We start from the raw sequence: 25,017 nt of genomic DNA on the forward strand, positions 1-25,017 counted from the left end.
CCCCGAAAACAGCCTAGCCCAGGCTTGTGGATTGCCAAGCCGTTTGTGCCGGCAGCGGAAGTCTCCGGGGCCTGCGCCCCGGAGATGATTTGAATGCGACGGCTTAGAGCTTCGGGTTGAGCAGCGCGTCGATCTTCGGGTCCTTCATGTTGGCCTTGGTCACCAGATTGGCGCCGGTGTCGACATTGGCCTCGACCTTTTCTCCCTTCGAGGCGGCGAGCGCGGTCTTGATGCCGTCGTAGCCCATCCGGTAGGGATCCTGCACGACGAGAGCCGAGATGACGCCGTCATTGAGGAACTTGATCAGCTTCTCGTCACTGTCGAAGCCGACCAATCCGACCTTGCCGGAAAGGTTGTTCTCGGCAATCGCCTGTCCAACGCCCTGCGCCATGATCAGGTTGGAAGCGAAGATGCCTTTCAGATCCGGATTGGCGGTGATCAGGTCGGTCGCGATGTTGAGGCCGGTCGTGGCCTGGCCGTCGGCATATTTGTCGGCGACCAACTCGAGGCCAGGATATTTTGCCTTGAGCTGTTCCTTGAAGCCCTGGGCGCGCTGTTCGAGCGAGCCGGCGCCGGGAAGTGCGGTGATCAAGGCGACCTTGCCTTCAATCTTGCCGCCATTGGCTTCGCCGATGGCTGCGGCCAGACCGTCAGCAGCGACGCGGCCGCCCTGGACATTGTCGGTGGTCAGGAACGAGGTGAAGGCCTTGGAGTCGGCGCCGGAGTCGATGCCGATGACCTTGACCTTGGTGGCGGCCTCGTCAATCGGCTTGCCGAGCGCCTTGGCTTCGGTCGGCGCGATGACGACGGCCGCCGGATTGCCGGCGACGGCGTTCTCGAGGATCGAGATCTGGCCGTTGACGTCGGTTTCAGCCTGGGCGCCGAGCTCCGGCACATTGACGCCGAGATCCTTGCCGGCCTTGCGGGCGCCGGCCAGAACGATCTGCCAATAGAAGGACGTGGTGTCCTTGACGATGATCGGAATGGTCACGTCCGCCGCCGAAACCGGCGCCGAATGCATGACGCCGGCGAGCATCGAAGCTGCTGCCAGCGCCATGACGGCGCGGCGGTTGAGAATGCTGGTCACGAATTTCATGTGGTTCCTCCCTAAGTCGCCCGGTGAACGTCACGGAAGCTCCGTCCGGATAGGCGTGGCCCAAACAGAACTTTATCAATAAAAAACAGTTGCGATGTTTTGATAGTGCATCGAACCAGCCGATGCAAGCGGTGTTTGACGAGTCATCGCGAAGGCTGGCAGAGGCAAATCCATCGCGCTCCCTTGCCGTCGTCAAGCGCTTCCGTTTCCGTTCCGCGAATGCATGGAATATTAATTCCACATCTTCGTCAATATGGAATGTTCATTCTTTCATGGGATCGCAAGAATGTGAGCCCTGGGCATTGTTCACTGGGGTGGATGCGAATTTCACGCCAGCTCCTGCACCAGCGTATAGGGGCGATATCTGGCGTATTCCGCCTCCGGCACGTCGATGTCGAGCAGTTCGAGGTTGCGCGTCAGGTTTGCCAGCTTGGCGGTGCCGGTCAGCACGGTGGCGACCGCTGGTTCACGCAGCGGGAACTGGAACGCGGCGGCGGCCAGCGGATAACCGCCCTCGGCGGCGATCCTTTCCATCGCGCCGACGCGGTCGAGCACGTCATGGTTGGCAGGGCGGTAATCGAAATGCGCGCCCTGCACCGGCCCGGTCGCAAGGATGCCGGAGTTGAAGACGCCGCCGATGACCAAGGACGTTTGTTGCGCCCGGCACAGCGGCAGCAACTCCGGTTCGGCACTGCGATCGAGCAGGGAATAGCGGCTGGCGAGCAGGATGCAGTCGAGCGGTGCCCGGCGCATCACGTCGAGACAGATCCGCACCTCGTTGACGCCGAGCCCATAGGCGGAAATGACGCCGGATCGCTTCAGCTCTTCGAGCGCCTTGAGGCCGCCATCCATCAGATCGCGAAAGTGCAGCTTGGTCTTCTCGACGCCGTGCGTGTAAGCGCCGATATCGTGGACGAACAGGATGTCGATCTTGTTCAGGCCAAGCCGGGCATAGCTGAACTCGACCGAGCGCATGATGCCGTCATAGGAATAGTCATAGTCGAGCGCGAAGGGCAGCGGATCGACATAGGAGTGATCGGGAACATGATCATCCGGCACCGGGCGGAACAGGCGGCCGACCTTGGTGGACAACACGTAGGAATCGCGCGGCTTATAGCGCAGGAAGTCACCGAAGCGTCGTTCCGACAGGCCGAAACCGTAGAAGGGTGCAGTGTCGAAATAGCGCACGCCGGCTTCCCAGGCGCCTTGCAGCGTCTCCATCGCGGCTTCGCGAGGACAGGCGCGGTAGAGGCCGCCGAGCGCTGCGCCGCCAAAGCTGACCTCGGTGACCTCCAGTGCGGTGCGACCGATGCGGCGCTTGTTCATGCGAAAACCTCCCCGTTCCCGACCATTGTCCGGCCTGGCCATCTTCAGATATCAGTGGAAACTAAAGCGTCGCACCTAGGTGCCAGGGCACGAACTCGTTGTCGCCATAGCCGAAATCCTCGCTCTTGGTCTTGCGGCCGGAAGCCGTCTCGACGATCAGTTCGAATATCTCGCGGCCCATGCCGGCGATTGTCTTTTCTCCGGAGGCGATGACGCCGCAGTTGACGTCCATGTCCTCTTCCATCTGATGGTACATGGTCGAGTTGGTGGCGACCTTGATCGACGGTGTCGGCCGGCAGCCGAAGCAGGAGCCGCGGCCGGTGGTGAAGACGATGATGTTGGCGCCGCCCGCCACCTGGCCGGTCGCCGAGACCGGGTCGTAGCCGGGGGTGTCCATGAACACCAAGCCACTGCCGGTGACCTTTTCGGCATAGCCGAAGACGCCGTTGAGCGGTGTCTGGCCGCCCTTGGCGACCGCGCCGAGCGACTTCTCCAGGATGGTGGTGAGGCCGCCGCGCTTGTTGCCGGGGGAGGGGTTGTTGTCGATCGAGGCGCCGTGCTTGGCGACGTGATCTTCCCACCACTTCACGAAGCCATCGAGCTTCTGCGCGATCTCCGGCGTTGCCGCGCGGTAGGCGAGCAGATGTTCGGCGCCGTAGATCTCCGTCGTCTCGGAGAGGATGCCGATGCCGCCGACGCCGGCCAGGATGTCGACGGCAGCACCCAGCGCCGGATTGGCTGTAATGCCCGACATGCCGTCGGAGCCGCCGCATTGCAGGCCGACGACGATCTCGCTGACCGGGATCGGCTCACGCTTCAGCTGGCCGACTTCCTCGGCAATCTCGGCCAGCACGCCCATCGCCTTTTCGACCGATTTGCGCGAACCGCCTGCGTCCTGGATGTTGAAATGGCGTTTGCCGGCAGCGACGCCCTTCTGGCCATAGAGGGTGAGCTGATTGACCTCGCAGCCGAGGCCGACCATCAGCACGCCGCCGAAATTCGGGTGGCGGGCATAACCGGCAAGCGTGCGGTGCAGCACCATCATGCCGTCGCCGGTGGCGCTCATGCCGCAGCCTTGGCCGTGAACGATGGGCACGAAGCCGTCAATGCCGGGATATATTGGCAGCAGGGTTCGGTTGGCGGTATCGGCGATCGAATGGCAGACGGTGGCCGAGCAATTGACGCTGGCGACGATGCCGATGAAGTTGCGTGTGCCGGCGCGGCCATCGGCGCGGCGATACCCCATGAAGGTGCGGGCGCGGTCCGCTTCCGTCGCGTGCTCGGCCTCGCTCGGCGGCACGACCGGCAAGCGGCCGGATTCGAAAACCAGATTATGCGAATGAACGTGCTCGCCCGCTGCAATATCCTGTGTCGCGCGGCCGATCGCCTGCGCGTATTTGATCACGGCCTCGCCGGCGGCGATCGGCTTGATCGCCACCTTGTGGCCAGGTTCGATCAAAGCGGCGGCGACGGCGCCGCCCGGCAGCACGGTGCCGATCTCGATGCGGCCGTTGGCGACGGCGACATTGTCGGCGGGGGACAGGAGGATGCAGTTGGAGGCGTTCACGGGCGGTTTCCTGGGTGATCCTGGGATGCGCGGACGGATTGACACGCGCCTGTTTAGAGATAATGTCTTTTATCGTGAAAAAACAGTTTTGCGTCAATTGTTTTTTCGCTGGGGAGTTCCGCATGTCCTTGGGTGTTCCGGACAGCGATTTCGCTTTTCAGGGTCACGGGAACGTCATATCGCGCTTCAAACCGGCCGCCGCAAGCGACGGCGTGCAACGGGTCAAGGATGTCGAAAAGCAACAACGTCTACAAGGATGCCTACAACCGCTGCCTGCGGCTGCTCGACGAAACGCGCAGCTTGCCTTCGGAGCCGGAACTGGGCACCTTGCTTGGCGTCAGCCGTACCACGGTGCGGACGATCCTTGCGCGCATGGAAGAGACCGGGCTGATCGCCTGGAACAAGCGCGCCAAGACGGTGCTGCGCGAACCGCGTCCCGATGATTTCTTCCCCGAGGAAGAAACCGACACGCTGGCCGAGATCATCGAGCGATCGTTCATGCGCAGGCTGCTCGCCGGCGGCGCCGAGGCAGGCATGCAGATCAACGAACTTGAACTGGCGCGCGAGATCGGCGTCGGCACCACCAGCGTGCGCGAATTTCTGATCCGCTTCTCCCGCTTCGGCCTGATCGAGAAGCGCCGCAACAGCCATTGGGTACTTAAGGGGTTTACGCGCGCCTTCGCGCTGGAGCTGACCGAAATCCGCGAGATGTTCGAACTGCGCTCGGCGGCGGCCTTCGCCGCTCTGCCGCAGGACAGCGCGGTCTGGAGCGATCTCGAGCGTCTGGAAGACGACCATCGCCGGCTGGCAAGCGAGATCGTCACCCGTTTCAACGAATTCTCCGAGCTTGACGAGCGCTTCCACCGGCTCATCCACCGCGCATCGCGCAACCGCTTCATTGTCGATTTCTACGACGTCATCGCCATGATCTTCCACTACCACTACCAGTGGAACAAGGCGCAGGAGCGCGAACGCAACGAAGTCGCGATCGGTGAGCATCTGGCCTATATCGAGGCGCTCAAATCGCGCGACCTCGGCAAGGTCGACGCCGCTTGCCGCAAGCATCTGAAGTCAGCGCGCCAGACCTTGCTGACTTCGATCCCGGAAAGCCGGTCTACACAAAAACCTTGATATGCCGCGTTGCCGCAGCAGCGATTTGGAGATTTTCCACCCGCCGGCCTCATGCTAGGAATGTTGCGTTGCTGCGAAGAGGCAGGGCTTTGGGCGTATCGAGGAGACGATGGAGCATGTCGGTCGCGCTTGTCGCGGCCTACCTGCTGTTGCTCCAGTCGACGCTTGGCGCATTCGCCTTCGGTGCCGGTACCAATGCATCGCAACTCGATGCCTTCGGCAATGTCATCTGTACCCGAGAGGGCGCAACCCAGCTTCCCGGCGGCAGCCCGCCGCCGTCTCATCTGCCGGCATGCTGCGTGCTCGGCTGCACCATGTTTTCGCCGGCCTTTGCGCCGCCGCCCGATGCCGGGCTTGCACTGGGCGGCCTTTCCTTTGAAACGGTCGCCTTTGTCTTCCCGGCTGCCATCCATCTCGACTTCGCGCGTGAGCGCTCGCCGTCGAACCCGCGCGCGCCGCCGCTGACGGCCTGAGCCTGTTTGCCCGGCGGATACTTTCGTGGGCTTACCCATCCAAAGATCAAACTGTCCGCGACCGGCAACGGCGCGACCATCACTTCATGGAGCAACCATGTCCCATTTTTTCCGCATCGCCGCGCGTCCTGTGCTCGGCAGCATTTTACGCAGCGTCGAAGGGCGTCTTGGCATTGCCGTGCTGGCTTTTGCGCTGCTGTTCGTCGGCACCCATCCCGTCTTCGCACATGAATTCAAGCTCGGCGATATCGAGATCGGCCACCCCTGGTCGCGCGCCACGCCGGCCGGCGCCAAGGTCGCCGGCGGCTATTTCACCATCACCAACAATGGCAGCGCGCCGGACCGGCTGCTGTCGATTTCCTCCGATGTTTCTGAAAAGGCCGAGATGCATGAGATGGGCGTCAAGGACGGCGTGATGACCATGCGGCCGGTTGCCGGCGGGCTGGAAATTCCGGCCGGCGGCAAGGTGGCGCTGGCTCCTGGCGGCTATCATCTGATGTTCGTCGGCCTGAAGCGGCAACCAAAGCAGGGCGAAAAGTTTTCCGCCACGCTGACCTTCGAGAAGGCCGGCGCCGTCAGCGTCGATTTCGCCGTCGAAGGCATGGGTGGTGGCGCCATGGATGATCATGCCAATTGATCCGTTAGACAAATTTTGAAGATCTGAGGGACCATCATGAACAAGTATCTTTTGGCGGCCGCGGCACTTTTCGTGCTCGGGACAAGTGCAGCCTTTGCGCATATCACGCTCGAAACCCAGGAAGCGGCCGTCGGCTCGACCTACAAGGCTGTCCTGCGCGTGCCGCATGGTTGCGACGGCAAGGCGACGACCGCCGTGCGTGTGCAGATCCCGGGAGGGGTGATCGTGGTGAAGCCGATGCCGAAGCCCGGCTGGACGCTGCGGACCAAGAAGGGCAAGTACGACAAATCCTACCAGCTCTACGGCCAGGCGGTGACCGATGGGGTCAAGGAAGTCGACTGGAGCGACGGCAGCCTGCCGGATGAATTCTACGACGAGTTCGTCTTTCGCGCGACGCTGACGGCGGACCTCCCGGTGGGCCAGACGCTTTACTTCCCGGTGGTGCAGGAATGCGACGGCGCCGCCGACCGCTGGATCGAGATCCCGGCGGCCGGCCAGGATGAAGACGCGCTCGAAAACCCGGCGCCCGGCATCAAACTGCTGCCCAAGAAATGATCTTTCGGGCGGCGCGCTCAGACCAGCGCGCCGCTATTCTCCTTGGCGGTGACATGAGCACGACGTCCTTCCCGCAAACGGCTTCCATGACCGGCAATCGCGCCGGCCGGCTTGTCGTCGGCCTGCTGGCCATGATCGTGTTTCTTGTCATCATGGGCGTGCCAAATCAGGCCTTCGCCCATGCCGCGCTGATCAAGACCGATCCGGGTGACGGCGCGGTGCTGGAACAGGGGCCGGCGCAGTTCTCGCTAACCTTCAGCGAGCCGGTCTCGCCGCTGGTGCTGACCCTGGTGCGACCCGACGGCACGCCGGTTCCGCTGACCGCCTTCCGTCTCATCGACCAGACGGTCGAAACCGACAATCCACGGACACTCGCGCCCGGCACGCATGTGCTGAGTTGGCGCGTCATTTCCGCCGACGGCCATCCGGTTGGTGGTGCCCTGTTGTTTTCCGTTGGCGCGCCAAGTGCGCCGCCGGCGATGTCCGAAGCCGTCGACCGGCCGTTGCGGTCAGCGATCTGGGTCGGCAAGGTCTTTCTCTACATCGGCCTTTTCCTCGGTGTCGGCGGCGCCTTCGCCCTTGCCTGGCTGGCCCGAGGTGCCCGCGCCGGACAGCGCTTCGTTGCGGCCGCAATCCTGTGCGGGTTGGTCGCGGCGCCTTTGTCGCTCGGCTTGCAGGGGCTGGACGCGCTCGGGGCGCCGCTCTCGTATCTGGCGCAGCCGGTTATCTGGCGGACCGGGCTCGGCACCAGTTTCGGCTGGACGGTGCTGGTCGCACTGATCGCGTTGGGGCTCGGCATGCTGTCGCTGGCCGGCCCCCGCGCCATCGCCAAACCATTCGCGCTGGCCGGCCTGGCCGGGGTGGGGGCCGCGCTTGCCGCCAGCGGCCATGCCAGTGCCGCCGAGCCGCAATGGCTGACACGGCCAATGGTGTTCCTGCACGGCGTCGGCATCGCCTTCTGGGCCGGCGCGTTGGTGCCGCTCGGTCTGGCGCTGAAGGTGCAATCGGCGGAGGCCGCGCCATTCCTGCGGCGGTTTTCTCACCTGATCCTGCCCGTGGTGGCCGTGTTTGCCGCTGCCGGCATCGTTCTTGCGGTCATCCAGGTTCAGACACCGGCGGCGCTGGTCAACACCGCCTATGGACGGCTGCTGCTGATCAAGCTCGGGCTGCTGGTCTTCCTGTTCACGCTCGCCGCCGTCAACCGATGGAAACTCACAGCGTCGGCCGAGGCCGGAGCGACGGAAGTGCAACGCAGGCTCTCCCGCTCGATCGGCGTCGAACTGGTGATCGTGCTGGCGATCTTCGGCGTTGCCGCGGGCTGGCGCTTCACGCCGCCGCCACGAGCCCTGGCGATCGCCGCGGCGCAACCGGCCTCGGTCCACGTCCATGCACTGCAAGCGATGGCCGATCTCAGCATCACGCCCGGCCATGCCGGGCCGGTTACCGCCTCGATGATCATCATGACCGGCGATTTCGGACCGCTCGACGCCAAGGAGGTGACGTTGGTGCTGTCGAAGCCCGATTCCGGCATTGAGCCGCTGAAGCGTGCGGCGACCAAGCCTGGCGACGGCAGCTGGCGTGTCGACAACCTCGTCATCCCGGTTCCCGGCCGGTGGACGGTGCGCATCGACATCCTGGTCTCGGACTTCGAGATGGTGAAGATCGAGGCACCTGTCGACATCAGACCGTAATGCTGGACTGCCAGGTAGCTCGACACGGGCACGGCCGGCAATCCGGGTAACACAATTCGGCGAGGCGGTTGACGCAGGCGTCAAGGCCCGTCAATCATCGCCCGCAAATCGGTCTCAACAAACGATCCGAAAGCAGGGAAGAAACGATGGAAAAAGCCGAAATCGGCCTGATCGGCCTTGGCACGATGGGCTCCAACCTGGCGCTCAACATCGCCGAGCACGGGCATCGCATCGCCGTCTTCAACCGCACCAAAGCGCGCACCGACGCTTTCGTCGAGAATGCCGGCGCGCTCAGGGATATGGTCGTGCCCTGCTACAGCCTGGAAGAGCTTGCCGCCGCCATCCGTCCACCGCGTCCGATCATCATCATGGTGCTGGCCGGCAAGCCGGTCGACGAACAGATCGCCGCCTTGCGCGGCGTGCTGTCGGCCAACGACATCGTCATCGACGCCGGCAACGCCAATTTCCGCGACACGATGCGGCGCTTCTCCGAGCTTTCCGCCTCGGACCTCACCTTTATCGGCATGGGCGTGTCCGGCGGCGAGGAGGGCGCGCGCCACGGACCGTCGATCATGGTCGGCGGCACGGAGGATTCCTGGAAGCGCGTCGAGAAGGTGCTGACCGCTATTTCCGCCAAGTTCAAGGACGAACCCTGCGCGGCGTGGCTCGGCACCGACGGCGCTGGCCATTTCGTCAAGACCATCCATAACGGCATCGAATATGCCGACATGCAGATGATCGCCGAGATCTACGGCATTCTGCGCGACGGCCTTGGCATGGGACCGAAGGACATCGGCACGGTGTTTTCCAACTGGAACAAGGGCCGGCTCAACTCTTACCTGATCGAGATCACCGCCAAGGTGCTGGCCGCCGACGATCCGAAGACCGGCAAGCCGGTGGTCGACATCATCCTCGACCGCGCCGGCCAGAAGGGCACCGGCAAATGGTCGGTCATCGAAGCCCAGCAGCTCGGCATTCCGGCGACGGCGATCGAGGCGGCGGTGGCCGCGCGCGTTCTGTCGTCGATCAAGGACGAGCGGCTGGCGGCGGAAAAGGCCTATGGCAACGCTGGCGTGACGAAGATTACCGGTGAAAAAGACGCCTTGCTGAAAGATTTGGAGTTGGCGCTGTTCGCCGGCAAGATCTCCGCCTACGCCCAAGGTTTCGCGGTGATGAGCGGCGCCTCCAAGGAATTCAACTGGAACCTGCCGATGCCGACAATCGCCAAGATCTGGCGTGCCGGCTGCATCATCCGCTCGCAGATGCTCGACACCATGGCGGAAGCCTTCAGCAAGGGCGGCGCCTCGACCAATCTTCTGATGGCGCCGGCCTTTATCTCGTTGATGCAGGAGGCACACCCGTCGCTGCGGCGCATCGTGGCAAGGGCATCGGAGGCCGGGTCGCCGGTGCCGGCGCTGTCTTCGGCGCTCGCCTATTTCGACAGCTACCGCCAAGGCCGGGGCACTTCGAACCTGATCCAGGCGCAGCGCGATTTCTTCGGTGCGCATGGTTTTGAACGCATCGACGATGCGGGCGCGTTCCACGGGCCGTGGGGCAGTGGAGCGGCTGGCTAGCAAGGCCGGTTCAATAAGCCATCTAGACGAGCACTGGCGGGCTGAACGCCTGGACGTCGCCGGCGACGACAAGGCTCTGCAAAGAGCCTGGTGCGGCGCCGCCAATCAAGCCGAGCACCGAGCGGGCAAGCTCGGAGCCAGCCAGCCGGAAATTCTCGTTGACGACCAGCAACTCCCTTCGGAACAGGTGCAGCAGGTCCGACGACTGCTTCGATACGACATCGACATCGCGGCCGAGCTTGAGACCGGCATCCTCGATGCCGGCGACGATGGCCAGCGTCGCCGCGGCGGCGCTGCTGACGAAGCCGTCCGGCCTGACATCACGGCGCATCACCTGAGCCGTCCTCATCCTGATCTGCTCGATCGTATGATCGATGGAAACGGTGTTGAACGGGATTTCGCTCGCGCCGACCTCGCTCAGCGCATCGGCAAAGCCGTTCAGCGTATGGCTGTAGTAGGTCAGCCCGGGCGGCGGCGACAGAAGTGCCAGCCTGCGTCGGCCCATGCTCGCCAACCGGCGCACGGCTGCACTCGCGAACGCATGGTTGTCGAAGTCATGGTAGGGGTGGACAAGGCCCATGTCGGTGCGGCCATGCGTAGCAAAGGGCATGCCGTGCTCCAGCATATAGCGGGCGCGCGGATCGTTGGGCTGGGTGCGTGAGATGATGACGCCGTCGGCCGAGCCGGTCTCGACCAGATAGCGGATCGGCTCCATCGGATCCTGCGACCGGGAATAGGGCGTGACGATCAGGTGATAGGGCGTTTCGGCGAGCACTTCCGAAACGCCGTAGATGATGTCGGAGACGAAGCTCATGATCTCGCGATCGGTATTGAGCACGAGGCTGATGACATTGGTCCTGCCGGTGCGCAGGCGCACGCCGGCGCGGTTCGGCCGGTAGCCGATCTGCTTGGCGACGAGCTGGACACGGCGCCTGGTTTCGGCGCCGATTTCCGGGGCATCCTTCAGGGCACGCGAAACCGTGGTGACGCCGAGGCCAGTCATGAAGGCAAGCGTCTTCAGCGTCGGTCGCCCCTGCGCCGACGCTTCCTCGTTCTTTTCCGTACGCCGTCTGTCCATTCGTCCCGCCCGTCAGGCGCATAGCAGCCGCAGGCCGGGTCGGCAATCGCCGCCATTGCCATACCGATATGCGTTCCAGCCCGACGAAGCCTCAATATACTGAAACGTTACAGATTGCCAATGTCGAGATGCCGGCCGCTCGTGGCGAGGTGGACGGGTCTTTTGCGAAACCCATTGGGATTCAATAAGAAAATCGCCCTTGCCATCGCCTTTTGTCGGCTTTCACGAGCCATTTCGGTGTTTTGCACTGCAGCGACGATGTTGCAGTGCACATAAGGGCGGCTGTTCATACGAATTTGTTCGAAGCTCGAAAAAATGTCGAACGCGCTTCGTTCATGGGGTTGCGCAGTCCGCGCAATTCCCGTATCGAAAATCTGTAACGTTTCAGATTCTGGGAGGAACCGAAATGCGCTATAAACTTTTGACCGCTGCGCTGGCGGCGACAGCCGCACTGCAGTTCGCCGGTCCGGCGGCCGCGACGGACCTGGAAGTCACACATTGGTGGACTTCAGGCGGTGAGGCGGCAGCGGTTGCCGAGTTCGCCAAGGCTTTCGACGCTACCGGCAATCACTGGGTCGACGGCGCCATCGCCGGCTCCGGCGGCACGGCGCGGCCGATCATGATCAGTCGCATCACCGGTGGCGATCCGATGGGGGCCACCCAGTTCAATCATGGCCGGCAGGCGGAAGAGTTGGTGCAGGCCGGCCTGATGCGCGACCTCACCGATGTCGCCACCAAGGGCAAGTGGACGGAAGTCGTGCGGCCGAAAAGCCTGCTCGACAGCTGCACCATCGACGGCAAGATTTATTGCGTGCCGGTCAACATCCACTCCTGGCAGTGGCTGTGGCTATCGAACGAGGCCTTCGAGAAGGCCGGTGTGCCATTGCCGAAGGACTGGAATGAATTCGTCGCGGCAGCACCCGCGCTGGAAAAGGCCGGCATCATCCCGCTCGCCGTCGGCGGACAGGCCTGGCAGTCCTCCGGCGCCTTCGACGTGCTTCTGGCAGCGGTCGGTGGCACGGACACCTTCCTCAAGGTCTACAAGGACAAGGACGCGACATTTGCCGCCGGGCCCGAAGTAGCCAAGGTCTTCAAGGCTGCGGACGACGCCCGCAAGATGGCGAAGAACACCAATGTGCAGGACTGGAACCAGGCGACCAACCTCGTCATCACCGGCAAGGCCGGCGGCCAGATCATGGGCGACTGGGCACAAGGTGAGTTCCAGGTTGCCGGCAAGACCGCGGGCAAGGACTATACGTGCCTGCCAGGCTTGGGGCTGAACGAAGTCATCGCCACGGGCGGCGACGCGTTCTACTTCCCGCTGCTGAAGGACGCCGACAAGTCCAAGGCGCAGGAGGTGCTGGCCGAAACGCTGCTCGATCCCAAGACGCAGGTTGCCTTCAATCTCAAGAAGGGTTCGCTGCCGGTGCGCGGCGATGTCGATCTCAATGCGGCGAACGACTGCATGAAGAAAGGCCTCGCAATCCTCGCCAAGGGCGCCGTCATCCCATGGACGGACCAGCTGCTTTCGCAAGACACCCAGAAGCAGAAGGAAGATCTCTTCGCCGAATTTTTCGCCAAGCCGGACCTGACCGTGGAAGAGGCGCAGAAACGCTTCGCCGCCCTCATCGCTTCGGCGGACTGACGTTGGAGTCTACTCACCTCGCTCCCGGCCCCGACAGGGCCGGGAGCGGACCGTCCTTACCCAGCCGGCTGACGAGATGAGCAAGAGCGAACGCCCCAACCCGCTGTTCCGCAACCTCAATGCGAAGGTCGCCTCGATCCCGATGATCCTAACCGCGATGGTGGTTTTCGTCGGCGGCACCGTTTGGACGGTGCTCTACTCCTTCACCAATTCGAAGCTCTTGCCGCGGCTGCATTTCGTCGGGCTTGACCAATATTACCGGCTGTGGGCGACGCCGCGCTGGCTGATCTCGATCGAGAATCTGTTGATCTACGGCGCGATCTCACTGGTGTTCTCGCTAGTAATCGGCTTCCTCCTTGCCGCGCTACTCGACCAGAAGATACGCTTCGAGGACACGTTCCGGACCATCTTCCTCTATCCCTTCGCGCTCTCGTTCATCGTCACCGGCCTTGTCTGGCAGTGGCTGCTCAACCCCGACTTCGGCATCCAGCATGTGGTGCGGGGGCTTGGCTGGGAGAGCTTCAGCTTCGACCCGCTCTACAATTCCAGCATCGTCATCTACGGCATATCGATCGCGGCCCTGTGGCAAGGCACCGGGCTCATCATGTGCCTGATGCTGGCCGGACTGCGTGGCATCGACGAGGACATCTGGAAAGCCGCGCGGGTGGATGGGATACCGATGTGGAAAACCTATCTGTTCATCGTCATCCCGATGATGCGGCCGGTCTTCATCACCACGCTCGTCATCATCGCCTCCGGCATCGTGAAGGTCTATGACCTCGTCGTGGCCCAGACCAGCGGCGGCCCGGGCATCGCCTCCGAAGTGCCCGCCAAGTACGTGTATGACTATATGTTCTTCGCCCAGAACCTCGGCCAGGGTTTTGCCGCCTCGACCATGATGCTGCTTTCGGTGGTGATCGTCATCGTGCCTTGGGCCTATCTCGAATTCGGGCGGCGCAAATGAACATGGCAAACACCACCGCCGCTGAAACAAGCCTTGCCGCCGGCGCGCGCCAGGACATTATCGGCCCCTACGGCCCGAAGCCGCGCCGCATGATTTCGCGCCGTAACATCTTCCTCTACGGCACTTTGTTTGTCATGGCGGCCTACTACCTGTTGCCGCTCTATGTGATGGTCGTCACCTCGCTCAAGGGCATGCCGGAGATCCGGCTCGGCAACATCTTTTCGCCGCCACTCGAGATCACCTTCGAGCCCTGGGTCAAGGCGTGGTCGACCGCCTGCACCGGCCTCAACTGCGACGGGCTTTCGCGCGGCTTCTGGAATTCGGTGCGCATCACCGTGCCGTCGGTGCTGCTGTCGATCGCCATCGCCTCGGTGAACGGTTACGCGCTGGCCAACTGGCGCTTCAAGGGCGCCGACACGTTTTTCGTCATCCTGATCGTCGGCGCCTTCATTCCTTACCAGGTGATGATCTATCCGATCGTCATCATCCTGCGCGAGATCGGCCTTTATGGGAGTCTCAGCGGGCTGGTGATCGTCCATTCCATTTTCGGCATGCCGATCCTGACGCTGCTATTCCGCAATTATTTTGCCTCGATGCCGGAAGAGCTGTTCAGGGCGGCGCGCGTCGACGGCGCAGGCTTCTGGGGCATCTTCCTGCGGATCATGCTGCCGATGTCGCTGCCGATCTTCGTCGTGGCCATCATCCTGCAGGTGACCGGCATCTGGAACGACTTCCTGTTTGGCGTCGTCTACACCCGCCCCGATACCTATCCGATGACGGTGCAGCTCAACAACATCGTCAACTCGGTGCAAGGCGTGAAGGAGTACAATGTCAACATGGCCGCCACCATTCTTACCGGGCTTGTGCCTCTCGTCGTCTACTTCATTTCCGGCAAGCTTTTCGTGCGGGGCATCGCCGCCGGCGCGGTGAAGGGATGACCGCGATGACAGCCAACGGCACCAGCGTTTCGATCCAAGACCTGTCGCTCAATTTCGGTGTGGTGACTGTCTTGGAGACGCTCAATCTTGATGTCGCCGAGGGCGAGTTCATCGTGCTGCTAGGGCCCTCCGGCTGCGGCAAGTCGACCTTGCTCAATTGCGTTGCCGGCCTGCTCGACGTTTCCGAAGGGCGCATCTTCATCAAGGGCAAGAACGTCACCTGGGAAGAGCCCAAGGACCGCGGCATCGGCATGGTCTTCCAGTCCTATGCGCTCTACCCGCAGATGACAGTGGAGAAGAACCTGTCCTTCGGCCTGCGTGTCGCCGGCACGCCGAAAGACGAGATCGCCAAGCGCATCGCACGGGCGGCCGAAATCCTGCAGATCGAGCCGCTGCTGCAGCGCAAACCGGCGGCGCTCTCCGGCGGCCAGCGCCAGCGCGTGGCGATCGGACGGGCGCTGGTGCGCGATGTCGATGTTTTCCTGTTCGATGAGCCGCTGTCCAATCTCGATGCCAAGCTGCGCGCCGAGCTGCGCGTCGAGATCAAGCTGCTGCATCGCAAGCTGCAGAACACCATGATCTACGTCACCCACGACCAGATCGAGGCGATGACGCTGGCCGATCGTATCGCGGTGATGAAGGGCGGTGTCATCCAGCAGCTCGATGCGCCGCAGACCATCTACAACAGGCCGGTCAACCGCTTCGTCGCCGGCTTCCTCGGCTCGCCCGCGATGAATTTCATCGACGGCCGCCTTGAAAACGCTGACGGCGGTTGGCGGTTCGTGGCCGACTCACTCGAGATTCCACTTGGCACTTATGACTTTGCCGGTCCTCCAACCGTCGGCCCCGCCGTATTCGGTATCAGGCCCGAGCATGTCAGCCTGAACAGCGGCACGGGCTGGCCGTTCTCGACCGCCGCCAATGTCGAGGTGGTCGAACCGATGGGCTCCGACACGCTGGTCTGGCTGAAGCTTGCCCATCAGAATTTCAGCGTCCGGGTGACCTCGGAACGCACGCCTAACAACGATGAGGCGGTGACGGTCGGCTTCGATCCGATGCGCGCTTCGCTTTTCGACGCCGCAACCGGCAACCGCATCTAGCTCTCGACAACCATCCTTCTAGCGACAATCCCAAGCAAAACGGACAGAGACGATGAACTGGTCATTCCAACTTTACAGCGCCCGCAATTTCCAGCCCTGGGAAGGCGTGCTCGCCACGCTCGGCAAGCTCGGCTACACCCAAGTCGAAGGTTTTGGTGGCGTCTATGATGATCCCAAGGCCTTTCGCGCTGAGCTCGACAAGAACGGGCTCGCCATGCCGACGGGACATTTCTCGATCGACGCGCTCGAGAACGATTTCGACGGCGTGCGCAGAACCGCCGACGCACTCGGCATCACGCTGCTCATCTGTCCTTTCCTGATGCCCGACCAGCGGCCATCCGATGCGGCCGGCTGGCGCGGCTTCGGCGAGCGGCTGGCCAAGGTCGGCGACGCTGCGAAGAGGGCCGGCTACGGCTTTGCCTGGCACAACCACGATTTCGAGTTCAAGAAGCTCGCCGACGGCTCAGTGCCGCAGGATCACATCCTGTCCTCCGCGCCTGATATCGGCTGGGAGATTGACGTCGCCTGGGTGGTGCGCGGCGGCGATGATCCGCTGCCCTGGATCGAGAAGCACGGCAAGCGCATCAGCGCCGTCCATGTCAAGGACATGGCCAAGCCAGGCGAGGGGCTGGATGAGGATGGCTGGTCGGATGTCGGCCATGGCACCATCGACTGGGCCGGCCTGATAAAGGTGCTGCGCGCCAAGAGTGCTGCCCAATACTACGTCATGGAACAGGACAACCCCAACGACATCGAGCGCTTCGCCCGCCGCTCCATCGCAGCCGTCAAGACCTATTAGGAGCAATCAGCATGGCAAAGAAACTTGGGATCGGCGTCATCGGCTGCGGTAACATCTCGAAGGCATATTTTTCACTGGCGCCGCTGTTTCGCGGCATCGAGATGCGTGCATGCGCCGACATCAACATGGAGGCTGCCAAGGCGCGGGCGAAGGAGTTCAAGCTGCGCGCCGAGACCGTCGACGGGCTGCTGAAGGCCGACGACATCGACATCATCGTCAACCTGACCATTCCGGCGGTGCACTACGAGGTGTCGAAGCAGATTCTCGACGCCGGCAAGCACGTCTATTCGGAAAAGCCTTTCGTGCTGTCGGTCAAGGAAGGGCTCGACCTGAAGAAACGCGCCGAGGTGAAAGGCCTGCGCATCGGCTCGGCTCCCGACACGTTCCTGGGCGGTGCGCATCAGCTGGTCCGCGACCTGATCGATACCGGCAAGCTGGGCAAGATCACGAGCGGCACCTGCCACGTCATGGGCCATGGCATGGAGCACTGGCACCCCAATCCCGACTTTTTCTTCCAGCCAGGCGCGGGTCCGGTGCTCGACATCGGACCGTATTACATCACCAATCTGATCCAGCTGATCGGACCGGTAAAACAGGTTGCTGCCTTCGCGACGACGCCGGCCAAGGAACGCACGATCAGTTCAAAGCCGCGCGCTGGCGAAAAGATTCCGGTCAATACGCCGACGACCATCCACGGCCTGCTGGAGTTCGAGAACGGTGCCGTGGTGACGCTCAACACCAGCTGGGACGTCTGGGCCCACGGCCATGCGCCGATGGAGCTCTATGGTGAGGCGGGTACGGTGTTCGTGCCTGATCCGAATTTCTTCGGGGGCGACGTGCGCTTCACGGACTCGGCCAAGCCGGTCAAGAAGCTGCCGAAATGGCGGCATCCGTTCGGTGTTCCCAATGAAATGCATTCGCAAGGGATGATGGCCAATTACCGCACATCAGGCCTCGCCGACATGGCGGTGGCGATCGCGGAAGGCCGGCCGCATCGCTGCTCGATGGAACTGGCACTGCATGCCGTCGACGTCATGACCGGCCTGCTACGTTCCGGCGAGACCGGAAAATTCGTCGCCATGCAGACGACATGCGAGCGGCCGGCGGCACTTGGCGTCAAGCAAGCCAAGGAGCTTCTGGCGAAGAAGAAATAGGCAGCATACCTCAACCCTCTCCCCGTTGCGACGGGGAGAGGGTAAGGGTGGGGGGCACAGCCGACTCGCCGCGATGCCGCGATGCCTGGCTCGCTTCCATTGAGGATTTCCCCATGCCCTACACGCCCGCCGAAAACCGCTATGAAAAAATGATCTACAATCGCTGTGGCCGCTCCGGCCTGAAGCTGCCGGCGATCTCGCTGGGGCTATGGCACAATTTCGGCAATGACACGCCGCACCGGACGAAGCAGGCGATCGCGCGCAAGGCCTTCGACCTCGGCATCACGCATTTCGACCTGGCTAACAATTACGGCCCGCCGCCCGGCTCGGCCGAGACCGCTTTCGGCGAGATACTGCGCACCGACTTCGCCGCCGCTTACCGCGACGAGCTGATCATCTCGACCAAGGCCGGCTACGAGATGTGGGCCGGCCCTTACGGCGAATGGGGCGGGCGCAAATATGTGCTGGCCAGCCTCGACCAGAGCCTGAAGCGGATGGGGCTCGATTATGTCGACATCTTCTATTCGCATCGCTTCGACCCCGATACGCCGCTGGAAGAAACGATGGGCGCGCTCGACCATGCCGTGCGCTCGGGCAAGGCGCTCTATGCCGGCATCTCGTCCTACAATTCGCAGCGCACGCGCGAGGCCGCCGATATCTTGAAGCAGCTTGGCACGCCTTGCGTCATCCACCAGCCGAGCTATTCGATGCTGAATCGCTGGGTGGAGGAAGACGGCCTGCTCGACACGCTCGAAGGGCTCGGCGTTGGCTCCATCGTGTTCTCGCCGCTGGCGCAAGGCATGCTGACCGACAAGTATCTCGGCGGCATCCCCGACGGCAGCCGCGCTTCCCAGGGCAAGTCGCTGAAGACTGCCTTCATCAACGACAAGACCATCGCCAATATCAAAGCGCTCGACGCCATCGCCGGCAAGCGCGGGCAGACGCTGGCGCAGATGGCGCTGGCCTGGGTGTTGCGCAAGGGCAAAGTGACATCGGCGCTGATCGGCGCCAGCCGGCCGGAGCAGGTTGAGGACTGTGTCGGCGCACTTAAGGTGCTCGACTTCAGCGATGCCGAACTCGCCGAGATCGATACCTATGCGCGCGAGTCCGACATCAATCTGTGGGCGGCTTCGGCCGAGCGCAAAGGTCCGCCGAGGAAATAGGCCCGCTCGATAAGCCGGCAAAACAAAAACGGCGGGAACTCCCGCCGTTTTTCATGTGAAGGCGAGGTAGCCGTTTTCAGGGCGTCTTCGGCTTCTGAGCCGTGCCCAGTCCCGCCTTAGGTTTTGCAGGCGCCGGAGCGGAAGTTTTCATCTTCGCCTCGATCCAGCCGGTGTAATTGGCCAGCCGGGTGTAGATGCCATAAGCGTCCTTGTGGCCGCAGGCCGCACTGCCGTCCGCCGGGCCTTCGCCCCAGCTGACGACGCCGACCTGGACCGGGCCGCCGGTGCCGGTCATGAACAGGGGGCCGCCGCTGTCGCCGTTGCAGGCATCGCGCACGCCGCTGGTGGTGCCGGCGCAGATCATGTTGCCGGTCAGCGGATCGGCCATGTCGGCTTGTAGTCGGAGGCCGCCGCCAGCCGCGAAAGCCCGGTGGCGCGGAAGATGGTGCGCAGGTTCCTGGTCGTTGCATCGACCAGTTTGTGCCGGTCATCCATGTGGATGATGATCAGAGGCGGCCTGCTGCGGTCCTTCAGGGTCACGTCGCCCGATGCCGGCAGGAACCATAGCGCCGGCTTGTCGGTCGCATCCTCGGCCGCGCCGGCAATGGCATTCTCGTGCATCACCGCGAAGCGGAGCTCAGCGCTCTTGCCGGGCTCGACCAGCTCGATGTTGAAGCCGGTCTCCTTGGCCGTCGCCAGTTCATCGAGAACCGAATTAACCAGAGCGGTTTCCTTCTCAAATCCCTTGGCGGCGGCCGGCCGCGCAACGATGAGCTTGTAGTCGACGGCGATCTCCGCCACCCGCGCATAGGCATTGGCCGGAATGTCGGCTACTTTGAGTGCCTGCTTCTTGTCGAACTCGACCGGCTTGACGCGGCTTTCCAGGTTCCTTGCCGACTGCACTTCCAAAAATCCGACCGCGTCGGAAAGCGGCGATAGCGCCGAAGGCAGGATGGCGAGCTTGCTGCCGGGAGTGAGGCGGTGCAGCAGACCGGCTCCGATCGTCGCTTCGCCGTCCTTGATGACGACGGGCCACTGCATGACCGCGTCTGTCTTGTCGGTGCCGAACACACGGGCATCCAGTTCGCCCTCGAACAGCGGCGTCGGCCGGGTGCGGCTGTCGGCCGAATATTGCTGCAGCACGGCCTGACCAAGCTGGCGGTAGGTGACGTTGGGATTCTCGGCCAGCTTCGACAGGATGGTGAAGGTGAACAGGCCGAAGCGCGGGGCGTCCGTCGTGCCCTTCGGCAGCGGCATTTCCGGCGTCGTCTCCACCGTCTGTGCGGCATAGAACGCGACCAGCTTGCCCTTGGCGATCGGTTCGCCGCCGGTCGGGGTCAGGCTGAAGGCGGGCTTGCGCGCGCCGTTGTTGTCGATGCCGCGCGAGCCGGCGGCCGATGTCACCTTATCATAGGCCTTGATGGCAGCGGCCCGCTCGGCCTCGCTGCCGCCGACCAGGTCGGCGAACTCGACCTTGCGCTCCAGCTCGTCGTCGACCTCGACGGCGCGTGTCGCCGTGCCGGAATGGCAGCAGTCGAACACCACCCAGACGAAGGCGCCCTTGTCGCGGATAGCGTCGAGCGCCGCGCCGATCTCGTTGTCGATCAGCGCGTTCGGCACGCCGGCATCGCGGTTGATCCATTTGTCGATGTCGACGGGCAGGAAGATCTCGTCGACCCTGTCGGTCTCGTCGCCCTTGACCATCTGCGGCTGCTGGGCGCCATGCCCGGACAGGTGCAGATAGACGAAATCGTCGCGCTGAACCTTGGCGGCGAGGTTGGCCAGTGCGGCCTTGATCGCCGCATGGGTCGGCAGGCCACTGGCGCCGGGGACATCCTTGGCGAGCAGCGTGACGTTCTCCGGCGCGAACCGCACCGGGTCGGGCACGTTCTTCAGGAGATATTCGTGGACGAGGCCGGCGTCGTTCTTCGGACCGATCAGCCAGTTCCTCTGCGGCAGAGCAGGATATTCGGTGCAGGCGACCAGCAGCGCATGGTAGGTGCGCGACGCGGCCATGGTCCGGATCGGCACTATGCCGGCCATCGTCAGCGCGGACGTGCCGACCAGCAGCGTCCGCCGCGTCAATTTGATCATGATTGCTTCCCCAAGCCCGATCGAATTTCCAAGCGCGGCAACTCTTGCCGAAGATTTTGTCAGTATTTTGAATGTTGCACCGGAGAGCAATCTGCCTGTTACCCGCTCCGGCCGATGTTCTCGATAGCCTTCCCGGCAGAGATGGTGGAAACAGTAGCAAAAATGCCGGTTCGTCGCTATCTGGAGTGACAGGGATCGTTTGTGCGCGGCAATGATGCGCGAGCGACACAAGGCGAGTTGGATCAAGGACCATGGCGGCAAGGGATGTGCTGACGAAGAACCAGCTGTGCGTGCTTGAGAAGCTTGAGGCCGCCAGCGGCCCGCTCAGCGCCTACACCTTGCTTGACCAGCTGCGCGAGCGTGGTTTCCGCGCGCCACTGCAGGTCTATCGGGCGCTCGACACGCTGGTGAAGTCCGGTTTCGTGCATCGGCTCGAAAGCATCAACTCCTTCGTCGCTTGCGTCGAGCCACACGATCACAGTCACTCGATGACCGCCTTCGCGATCTGCGACACTTGCGGGCAAGTGACCGAGATGTCCGACCACGATGTCGACCACCGGCTGGACGAATGGGTGCGCTCGACAGGCTTCGCCGCCAAGAAGGCGGTGATCGAATTTCGCGGGACGTGTGCCAAGTGCCTGGCGGAAGCGGCCTAAGACCTTATCTTCGTCATCCTAGGGCGGAGTGATCCATTCCGTTACATTTCCGACGATTGCAGCGGTGCAGAATAAATCAAATCTCCACAGCCGCAGCGCTCTGGCGTCACGGCATGGATCCTAGGGTCTGCGCCGCGTCGCTTCGCTCCTTGCTTCGCCCTAGGATGACGAAGTGGCGGAGCGTCAATGCGCCTCGTCCCAGTTGTTGGCGGCGCGGGCGTCGACATGCAGCGGCACCGACATCGATACCGCCGGCATCGCCGCGTTCTCCATGACGTGACGCACGACCGGGATCGTCGCCTCGACTTCGGCCTCGACGGTCTCGAAGATCAATTCGTCATGCACCTGCAGCAGCATGCGTGCTGAAAGACCAGCTTTTTCCAGCGCCTCCTCCATGCGGATCATGGCACGGCGGATGATGTCGGCTGCGGTGCCTTGCAGGCGGGCGTTGATCGAGGCGCGCTCGTTGAAGGCGCGCAGCGACGGGTTCGAGGATCGGATGTCCGGATAGTGGATGCGGCGGCCGAAGATCGTTTCGACAAAGCCGTGCTCGCGGGCATAGGCCTTGGTCTCTTCGATGTAGTCGCGAATGCCGGGGAAGCGCTCGAAATATTTCTTGATGTAGTTGCTTGCCTCCTCGCGCGGGATCGACAGCTGGTTGGCGAGGCCGAAGGCCGAAATGCCGTAGATGATGCCGAAATTGATCGCCTTGGCGCGGCGGCGGACTTCCGAAGGCATGCCCTCGACAGGCACGTTGAACATTTCCGACGCCGTGATGGCGTGGATATCGGCGCCATCAGCGAAGGCCTGCTTGAGCTGTGGGATCTCAGCGACATGGGCGAGCACCCGCAGCTCGATCTGGCTGTAGTCGGCCGAGACCAGCCGATGGCTCTTGTCGGTGATGAAGGCGGTCCTGATCTTGCGGCCTTCGGCGGTGCGCACCGGGATGTTCTGCAGGTTCGGGTCGGATGATGACAGGCGCCCCGTCGTTGTCGCGGCCAGCGCGTAGGAGGTGTGGACGCGCTTGGTTTCGGGGTGGATGAAGCCGGGCAGCGCATCGGTATAGGTCGATTTCAGCTTGGTCAGCTGTCGCCAGTCGACGATCTTGCGCGGCAGTTCATGTCCCTCGGCGGCAAGGTCTTCGAGAAGCTGCGCCGAGGTCGACCACTGGCCGGTCTTGGTCTTGGACCCGCCGGGCAGACCCATGCGCCCGAACAGGATGTCGCCGAGCTGTTTTGGCGAGCCGATGTTGATGCGTTCGCCGATGAGCTGATAGATTTCTTCTTCCAGCCGGGCGGCGCCCTGCGCCAGTTCGCCCGACAGCCGCGACAGGATCTGCCGATCGACAGAGATGCCGCGCTGTTCCATGCGCGCCAGCACCGGCACCAGCGGCCGTTCCAGCCGCTCATAGACCGACACCAGACCCTTGGCGGCAAGGCGCGGTTTCAGCACCAACCAGAGCCGCAGCGTCATATCGGCGTCTTCGGCGGCATGAGCGGTCGCCTTGTCGATGCCGACCTGATCGAAACCGACGGAGCTTTTGCCGGAGCCGGTCACGTCCTTGAGCGAGAGAGGGGTATGACCCAGCCATTTCTCGGCAAGCGAGTCTAGGCCGTGACCATGGGGGGTACCGGCGTCGAGCACATAGGAGATCAGCATGGTGTCGTCAAAGGGCGCGACATCGATGCCGTAACGGCTCATGACGACGAGATCGTATTTCAGGTTCTGCGCGATCTTGAGAACCGACTTGTCTTCCAGCAGCGGTTTCAGCAAGGCCAGCGCCTCGCGCAGAGGAATCTGGTTTTCAACCACGCCGCCGCCGAGCAGGTCACCGTTGCCGCTTTTGTGGGTAAAAGGAATGTAGGCGGCGCGGCCGGGCGCCGTGGCGATGGATATGCCGATCAACTCGGCTTGCATCGGATCGGCCGACGTCGCCCTGACGTCGAAAGCGGCAAGGCCGGTCCCGGTTGCCTCGGCGACCCAGGCTTTCAAGGTCGCGATATCGCGGACGCAGTGATAGGCAGATGTATCGATCTTGCGGGTGGCCGCACTCTCCAGCCTCAGCGCGGCGAGCAGGGAAGGGGTGTCGCCTTGTTTTGACGTTTCCGTCGTTGCCGCTCCGCTGGCCTGGCCAGGCTCGGCGCCGGACTCGGCTCGGGCAACAGCTGGCACTCCGGCCCCGACATCCGGGCCATGGGCATGATCGGCGCGTTCGACCGTCACCGCGACGGCCTGGACATCACCTGCCTCGGTGCCGGTCGCTTCCGCCACGCGGCGGGTGAGCGAGGTGAATTCCATGGTCTTGAGGAAGCCGATCAGTTTTGGGCCGTCCGGCGGGTGCAGCACGAAGTCATCCAGCCCCTCGGCCACCGGCACGTCGTTCATCAGCGTCACCAACTGACGCGAAACGCGCGCCTTGTCGGCGTTGGCGATGATCGATTCGCGCCTCTTGTCCTGCCTGATCTCGCCGGCGCGGGCCAGCAGCGTGTCGAGGTCGCCGAACTGCTCGAGCAGTTGTGCCGCCGTCTTCGGCCCGATGCCGGGCACCCCAGGCACATTGTCGACCGAGTCACCGGTCAGCGCCTGCAAGTCGACCATTTTCTCTGGCGGCACGCCCCATTTCTCGATGACCTCGGGAATGCCGATCTGGCGGTCCTTCATCGGGTCGTACATGCCGACCGTGTCGCCGACCAGCTGCATCAGGTCCTTGTCGGAGGAGATGATGGTGGTGTCGCCGCCGGCCTCGCAGGCGAGCCTGGCATAGGTGGCGATCAGATCGTCGGCCTCATAGCCTTCGACTTCTATGCAAGGCAGGTTGAACGCCCTGGTTGCCTGGCGGATCAAGCCGAATTGTGGGATCAGGTCTTCTGGAGGCGCCGAGCGGTTGGCCTTGTATTCGGGGTAGAGGTCGTTGCGAAAGGTTTTCGACGAATAGTCGAAAATGACGGCGAAATGCGTCGGCACAATGCCTACATCGGTGTTGCGTGCGTCGAGCACCAGCTTCCACAGCATGTTGCAGAAACCGGAAACGGCGCCGACTGGCAGGCCATCGGATTTGCGGGTCAGCGGCGGCAGCGCGTGATAGGCACGAAAGATATAGCCGGAGCCGTCGACAAGGAAGAGATGATCGCCTTTTTTCATGTCGGCAGGGATAGCGCGGCGCGGCGGCTTGGTCCATGCCAAAGGCGGCCTCAAATACCGGTTCCGGCAACACCCTGACAGACCGGCACCGACCCGCTCACGGTCATGTTACAAAAGTGTAATCTTCGTGCCCTTGAATCGCCACGTTCAAAGACACAAATACATGCCATCGGCAATTTTCGCCGAGTCCGGAGCAAGGCCCGTCCCCCGCCTGTCCCGGACACCTGCGGCAGCC

The 25,017-nt window shown here is 63.0% G+C and carries 21 protein-coding genes; 14 read left to right on the forward strand and 7 right to left on the reverse strand.

The window, feature by feature from the left end; translation table 11 throughout:
* Positions 1-103: 103 nt before the first annotated feature.
* The 3 genes from NKH03_RS15755 to NKH03_RS15765 form a co-directional block, all read right to left on the reverse strand.
* A complete protein-coding gene (locus tag NKH03_RS15755; RefSeq protein ID WP_352870020.1) occupies positions 104-1,096 on the reverse strand; it encodes an ABC transporter substrate-binding protein in 993 nt (330 codons plus the stop codon).
* A gap of 327 nt (positions 1,097-1,423) precedes the next feature.
* Positions 1,424-2,422: an aldo/keto reductase gene (locus tag NKH03_RS15760; protein WP_352969110.1), complete on the reverse strand. Its 999-nt coding sequence runs from the start codon at positions 2,420-2,422 to the stop codon at positions 1,424-1,426.
* Positions 2,423-2,483: 61 nt separating this feature from the next.
* Entirely contained in the window at positions 2,484-3,989 is a 1,506-nt protein-coding gene (locus tag NKH03_RS15765; protein ID WP_352969112.1) for a UxaA family hydrolase, read from the reverse strand.
* Positions 3,990-4,217: 228 nt separating this feature from the next.
* Here NKH03_RS15765 and NKH03_RS15770 point away from each other — a divergent pair, with 228 nt between their 5' ends.
* The 6 genes from NKH03_RS15770 (at position 4,218) to gnd (ending at position 10,050) form a co-directional block, all read left to right on the forward strand.
* Positions 4,218-5,120: a GntR family transcriptional regulator gene (locus NKH03_RS15770; RefSeq protein WP_352870015.1), complete on the forward strand. Its 903-nt coding sequence runs from the start codon at positions 4,218-4,220 to the stop codon at positions 5,118-5,120.
* Positions 5,121-5,236: 116 nt separating this feature from the next.
* Complete coding sequence (locus tag NKH03_RS15775; protein ID WP_352969114.1) at positions 5,237-5,593, forward strand: DUF2946 family protein; 357 nt, start codon at positions 5,237-5,239, stop codon at positions 5,591-5,593.
* 97 nt (positions 5,594-5,690) lie between these two features.
* Positions 5,691-6,230 carry a copper chaperone PCu(A)C gene (locus NKH03_RS15780; protein ID WP_352880706.1) on the forward strand — a complete coding sequence of 180 codons (540 nt, stop codon included), beginning with the start codon at positions 5,691-5,693 and terminating at the stop codon, positions 6,228-6,230.
* Between the two features lie 36 nt (positions 6,231-6,266).
* Entirely contained in the window at positions 6,267-6,785 is a 519-nt protein-coding gene (locus tag NKH03_RS15785; RefSeq protein WP_352880707.1) for a YcnI family copper-binding membrane protein, read from the forward strand.
* A gap of 53 nt (positions 6,786-6,838) precedes the next feature.
* Positions 6,839-8,476, forward strand: coding sequence for a copper resistance CopC/CopD family protein (locus NKH03_RS15790; RefSeq protein WP_352969116.1), 1,638 nt, complete (start codon positions 6,839-6,841; stop codon positions 8,474-8,476).
* Positions 8,477-8,622: 146 nt separating this feature from the next.
* Complete coding sequence (gene gnd, locus NKH03_RS15795) at positions 8,623-10,050, forward strand: NADP-dependent phosphogluconate dehydrogenase (RefSeq protein ID WP_352969118.1); 1,428 nt, start codon at positions 8,623-8,625, stop codon at positions 10,048-10,050.
* Positions 10,051-10,072: 22 nt separating this feature from the next.
* Here gnd and NKH03_RS15800 read toward each other — a convergent pair whose 3' ends face one another.
* Positions 10,073-11,128: a LacI family transcriptional regulator gene (locus NKH03_RS15800; RefSeq protein ID WP_352870006.1), complete on the reverse strand. Its 1,056-nt coding sequence runs from the start codon at positions 11,126-11,128 to the stop codon at positions 10,073-10,075.
* 406 nt (positions 11,129-11,534) lie between these two features.
* On the opposite strand from NKH03_RS15800, the gene NKH03_RS15805 reads away from it, so the two are divergent.
* The 7 genes from NKH03_RS15805 to mgrA all read left to right on the forward strand — a co-directional run bounded on the left by NKH03_RS15805 (position 11,535) and on the right by mgrA (position 18,891).
* Positions 11,535-12,773 carry an ABC transporter substrate-binding protein gene (locus NKH03_RS15805; protein WP_352870004.1) on the forward strand — a complete coding sequence of 413 codons (1,239 nt, stop codon included), beginning with the start codon at positions 11,535-11,537 and terminating at the stop codon, positions 12,771-12,773.
* A 76-nt stretch (positions 12,774-12,849) separates the two neighbouring features.
* Entirely contained in the window at positions 12,850-13,737 is an 888-nt protein-coding gene (locus NKH03_RS15810) for a carbohydrate ABC transporter permease (protein WP_352969120.1), read from the forward strand.
* 2 nt (positions 13,738-13,739) lie between these two features.
* Positions 13,740-14,675 (forward strand): carbohydrate ABC transporter permease, encoded by a 936-nt coding sequence (locus NKH03_RS15815; protein WP_352969234.1) that lies wholly within the window; start codon positions 13,740-13,742, stop codon positions 14,673-14,675.
* On the forward strand, positions 14,672-15,775 hold the full coding sequence (locus NKH03_RS15820) for an ABC transporter ATP-binding protein (RefSeq protein WP_352969122.1): 1,104 nt from the start codon (positions 14,672-14,674) through the stop codon (positions 15,773-15,775). The genes NKH03_RS15815 and NKH03_RS15820 overlap by 4 nt, the downstream gene beginning before the upstream one ends.
* 52 nt (positions 15,776-15,827) lie before the next feature.
* On the forward strand, positions 15,828-16,574 hold the full coding sequence (locus NKH03_RS15825) for a sugar phosphate isomerase/epimerase family protein (protein WP_352869998.1): 747 nt from the start codon (positions 15,828-15,830) through the stop codon (positions 16,572-16,574).
* A gap of 11 nt (positions 16,575-16,585) precedes the next feature.
* Positions 16,586-17,728 (forward strand): Gfo/Idh/MocA family protein, encoded by a 1,143-nt coding sequence (locus NKH03_RS15830; RefSeq protein ID WP_352969124.1) that lies wholly within the window; start codon positions 16,586-16,588, stop codon positions 17,726-17,728.
* 113 nt (positions 17,729-17,841) lie between these two features.
* Positions 17,842-18,891 carry an L-glyceraldehyde 3-phosphate reductase gene (mgrA, locus tag NKH03_RS15835; protein WP_352969126.1) on the forward strand — a complete coding sequence of 350 codons (1,050 nt, stop codon included), beginning with the start codon at positions 17,842-17,844 and terminating at the stop codon, positions 18,889-18,891.
* Between the two features lie 76 nt (positions 18,892-18,967).
* Here the strand turns inward: mgrA and NKH03_RS15840 are convergent, their stop codons facing one another.
* Complete coding sequence (locus tag NKH03_RS15840) at positions 18,968-19,279, reverse strand: trypsin-like serine protease (RefSeq protein ID WP_352969128.1); 312 nt, start codon at positions 19,277-19,279, stop codon at positions 18,968-18,970.
* Positions 19,264-20,985 (reverse strand): caspase family protein, encoded by a 1,722-nt coding sequence (locus NKH03_RS15845; RefSeq protein ID WP_352969130.1) that lies wholly within the window; start codon positions 20,983-20,985, stop codon positions 19,264-19,266. The genes NKH03_RS15840 and NKH03_RS15845 overlap by 16 nt, the downstream gene beginning before the upstream one ends.
* Positions 20,986-21,236: 251 nt before the next feature.
* Here NKH03_RS15845 and NKH03_RS15850 point away from each other — a divergent pair, with 251 nt between their 5' ends.
* Positions 21,237-21,641 carry a transcriptional repressor gene (locus NKH03_RS15850; protein ID WP_352869978.1) on the forward strand — a complete coding sequence of 135 codons (405 nt, stop codon included), beginning with the start codon at positions 21,237-21,239 and terminating at the stop codon, positions 21,639-21,641.
* A gap of 183 nt (positions 21,642-21,824) precedes the next feature.
* Here NKH03_RS15850 and polA read toward each other — a convergent pair whose 3' ends face one another.
* The gene (gene polA, locus NKH03_RS15855) at positions 21,825-24,782 is read right to left on the reverse strand and encodes a DNA polymerase I (protein WP_352870045.1); all 2,958 of its coding nucleotides are present in this window, start codon (positions 24,780-24,782) and stop codon (positions 21,825-21,827) included.
* Positions 24,783-25,017: the final 235 nt, after the last annotated feature.

Source organism: Mesorhizobium sp. M1406, from assembly GCF_040317555.1.
Lineage (GTDB): Bacteria > Pseudomonadota > Alphaproteobacteria > Rhizobiales > Rhizobiaceae > Mesorhizobium.

What these genes read in the sequence shown, in the direction of transcription:
- NKH03_RS15775 (WP_352969114.1), top strand. Translation starts at nt 5,237, where the DNA reads ATGTCGGTCGCGCTTGTCGCGGCCTACCTGCTGTTGCTCCAGTCGACG.
- gnd (WP_352969118.1), top strand. Translation starts at nt 8,623, where the DNA reads ATGGAAAAAGCCGAAATCGGCCTGATCGGCCTTGGCACGATGGGCTCC.
- NKH03_RS15790 (WP_352969116.1), top strand. Translation starts at nt 6,839, where the DNA reads ATGAGCACGACGTCCTTCCCGCAAACGGCTTCCATGACCGGCAATCGC.
- NKH03_RS15785 (WP_352880707.1), top strand. Translation starts at nt 6,267, where the DNA reads ATGAACAAGTATCTTTTGGCGGCCGCGGCACTTTTCGTGCTCGGGACA.
- mgrA (WP_352969126.1), top strand. Translation starts at nt 17,842, where the DNA reads ATGCCCTACACGCCCGCCGAAAACCGCTATGAAAAAATGATCTACAAT.
- NKH03_RS15830 (WP_352969124.1), top strand. Translation starts at nt 16,586, where the DNA reads ATGGCAAAGAAACTTGGGATCGGCGTCATCGGCTGCGGTAACATCTCG.
- NKH03_RS15845 (WP_352969130.1), bottom strand. Translation starts at nt 20,985, where the DNA reads ATGATCAAATTGACGCGGCGGACGCTGCTGGTCGGCACGTCCGCGCTG.
- NKH03_RS15810 (WP_352969120.1), top strand. Translation starts at nt 12,850, where the DNA reads ATGAGCAAGAGCGAACGCCCCAACCCGCTGTTCCGCAACCTCAATGCG.
- polA (WP_352870045.1), bottom strand. Translation starts at nt 24,782, where the DNA reads ATGAAAAAAGGCGATCATCTCTTCCTTGTCGACGGCTCCGGCTATATC.
- NKH03_RS15815 (WP_352969234.1), top strand. Translation starts at nt 13,740, where the DNA reads ATGGCAAACACCACCGCCGCTGAAACAAGCCTTGCCGCCGGCGCGCGC.
- NKH03_RS15755 (WP_352870020.1), bottom strand. Translation starts at nt 1,096, where the DNA reads ATGAAATTCGTGACCAGCATTCTCAACCGCCGCGCCGTCATGGCGCTG.
- NKH03_RS15850 (WP_352869978.1), top strand. Translation starts at nt 21,237, where the DNA reads ATGGCGGCAAGGGATGTGCTGACGAAGAACCAGCTGTGCGTGCTTGAG.
- NKH03_RS15780 (WP_352880706.1), top strand. Translation starts at nt 5,691, where the DNA reads ATGTCCCATTTTTTCCGCATCGCCGCGCGTCCTGTGCTCGGCAGCATT.
- NKH03_RS15825 (WP_352869998.1), top strand. Translation starts at nt 15,828, where the DNA reads ATGAACTGGTCATTCCAACTTTACAGCGCCCGCAATTTCCAGCCCTGG.
- NKH03_RS15800 (WP_352870006.1), bottom strand. Translation starts at nt 11,128, where the DNA reads ATGGACAGACGGCGTACGGAAAAGAACGAGGAAGCGTCGGCGCAGGGG.
- NKH03_RS15805 (WP_352870004.1), top strand. Translation starts at nt 11,535, where the DNA reads ATGCGCTATAAACTTTTGACCGCTGCGCTGGCGGCGACAGCCGCACTG.
- NKH03_RS15840 (WP_352969128.1), bottom strand. Translation starts at nt 19,279, where the DNA reads ATGGCCGATCCGCTGACCGGCAACATGATCTGCGCCGGCACCACCAGC.
- NKH03_RS15760 (WP_352969110.1), bottom strand. Translation starts at nt 2,422, where the DNA reads ATGAACAAGCGCCGCATCGGTCGCACCGCACTGGAGGTCACCGAGGTC.
- NKH03_RS15820 (WP_352969122.1), top strand. Translation starts at nt 14,672, where the DNA reads ATGACCGCGATGACAGCCAACGGCACCAGCGTTTCGATCCAAGACCTG.
- NKH03_RS15770 (WP_352870015.1), top strand. Translation starts at nt 4,218, where the DNA reads ATGTCGAAAAGCAACAACGTCTACAAGGATGCCTACAACCGCTGCCTG.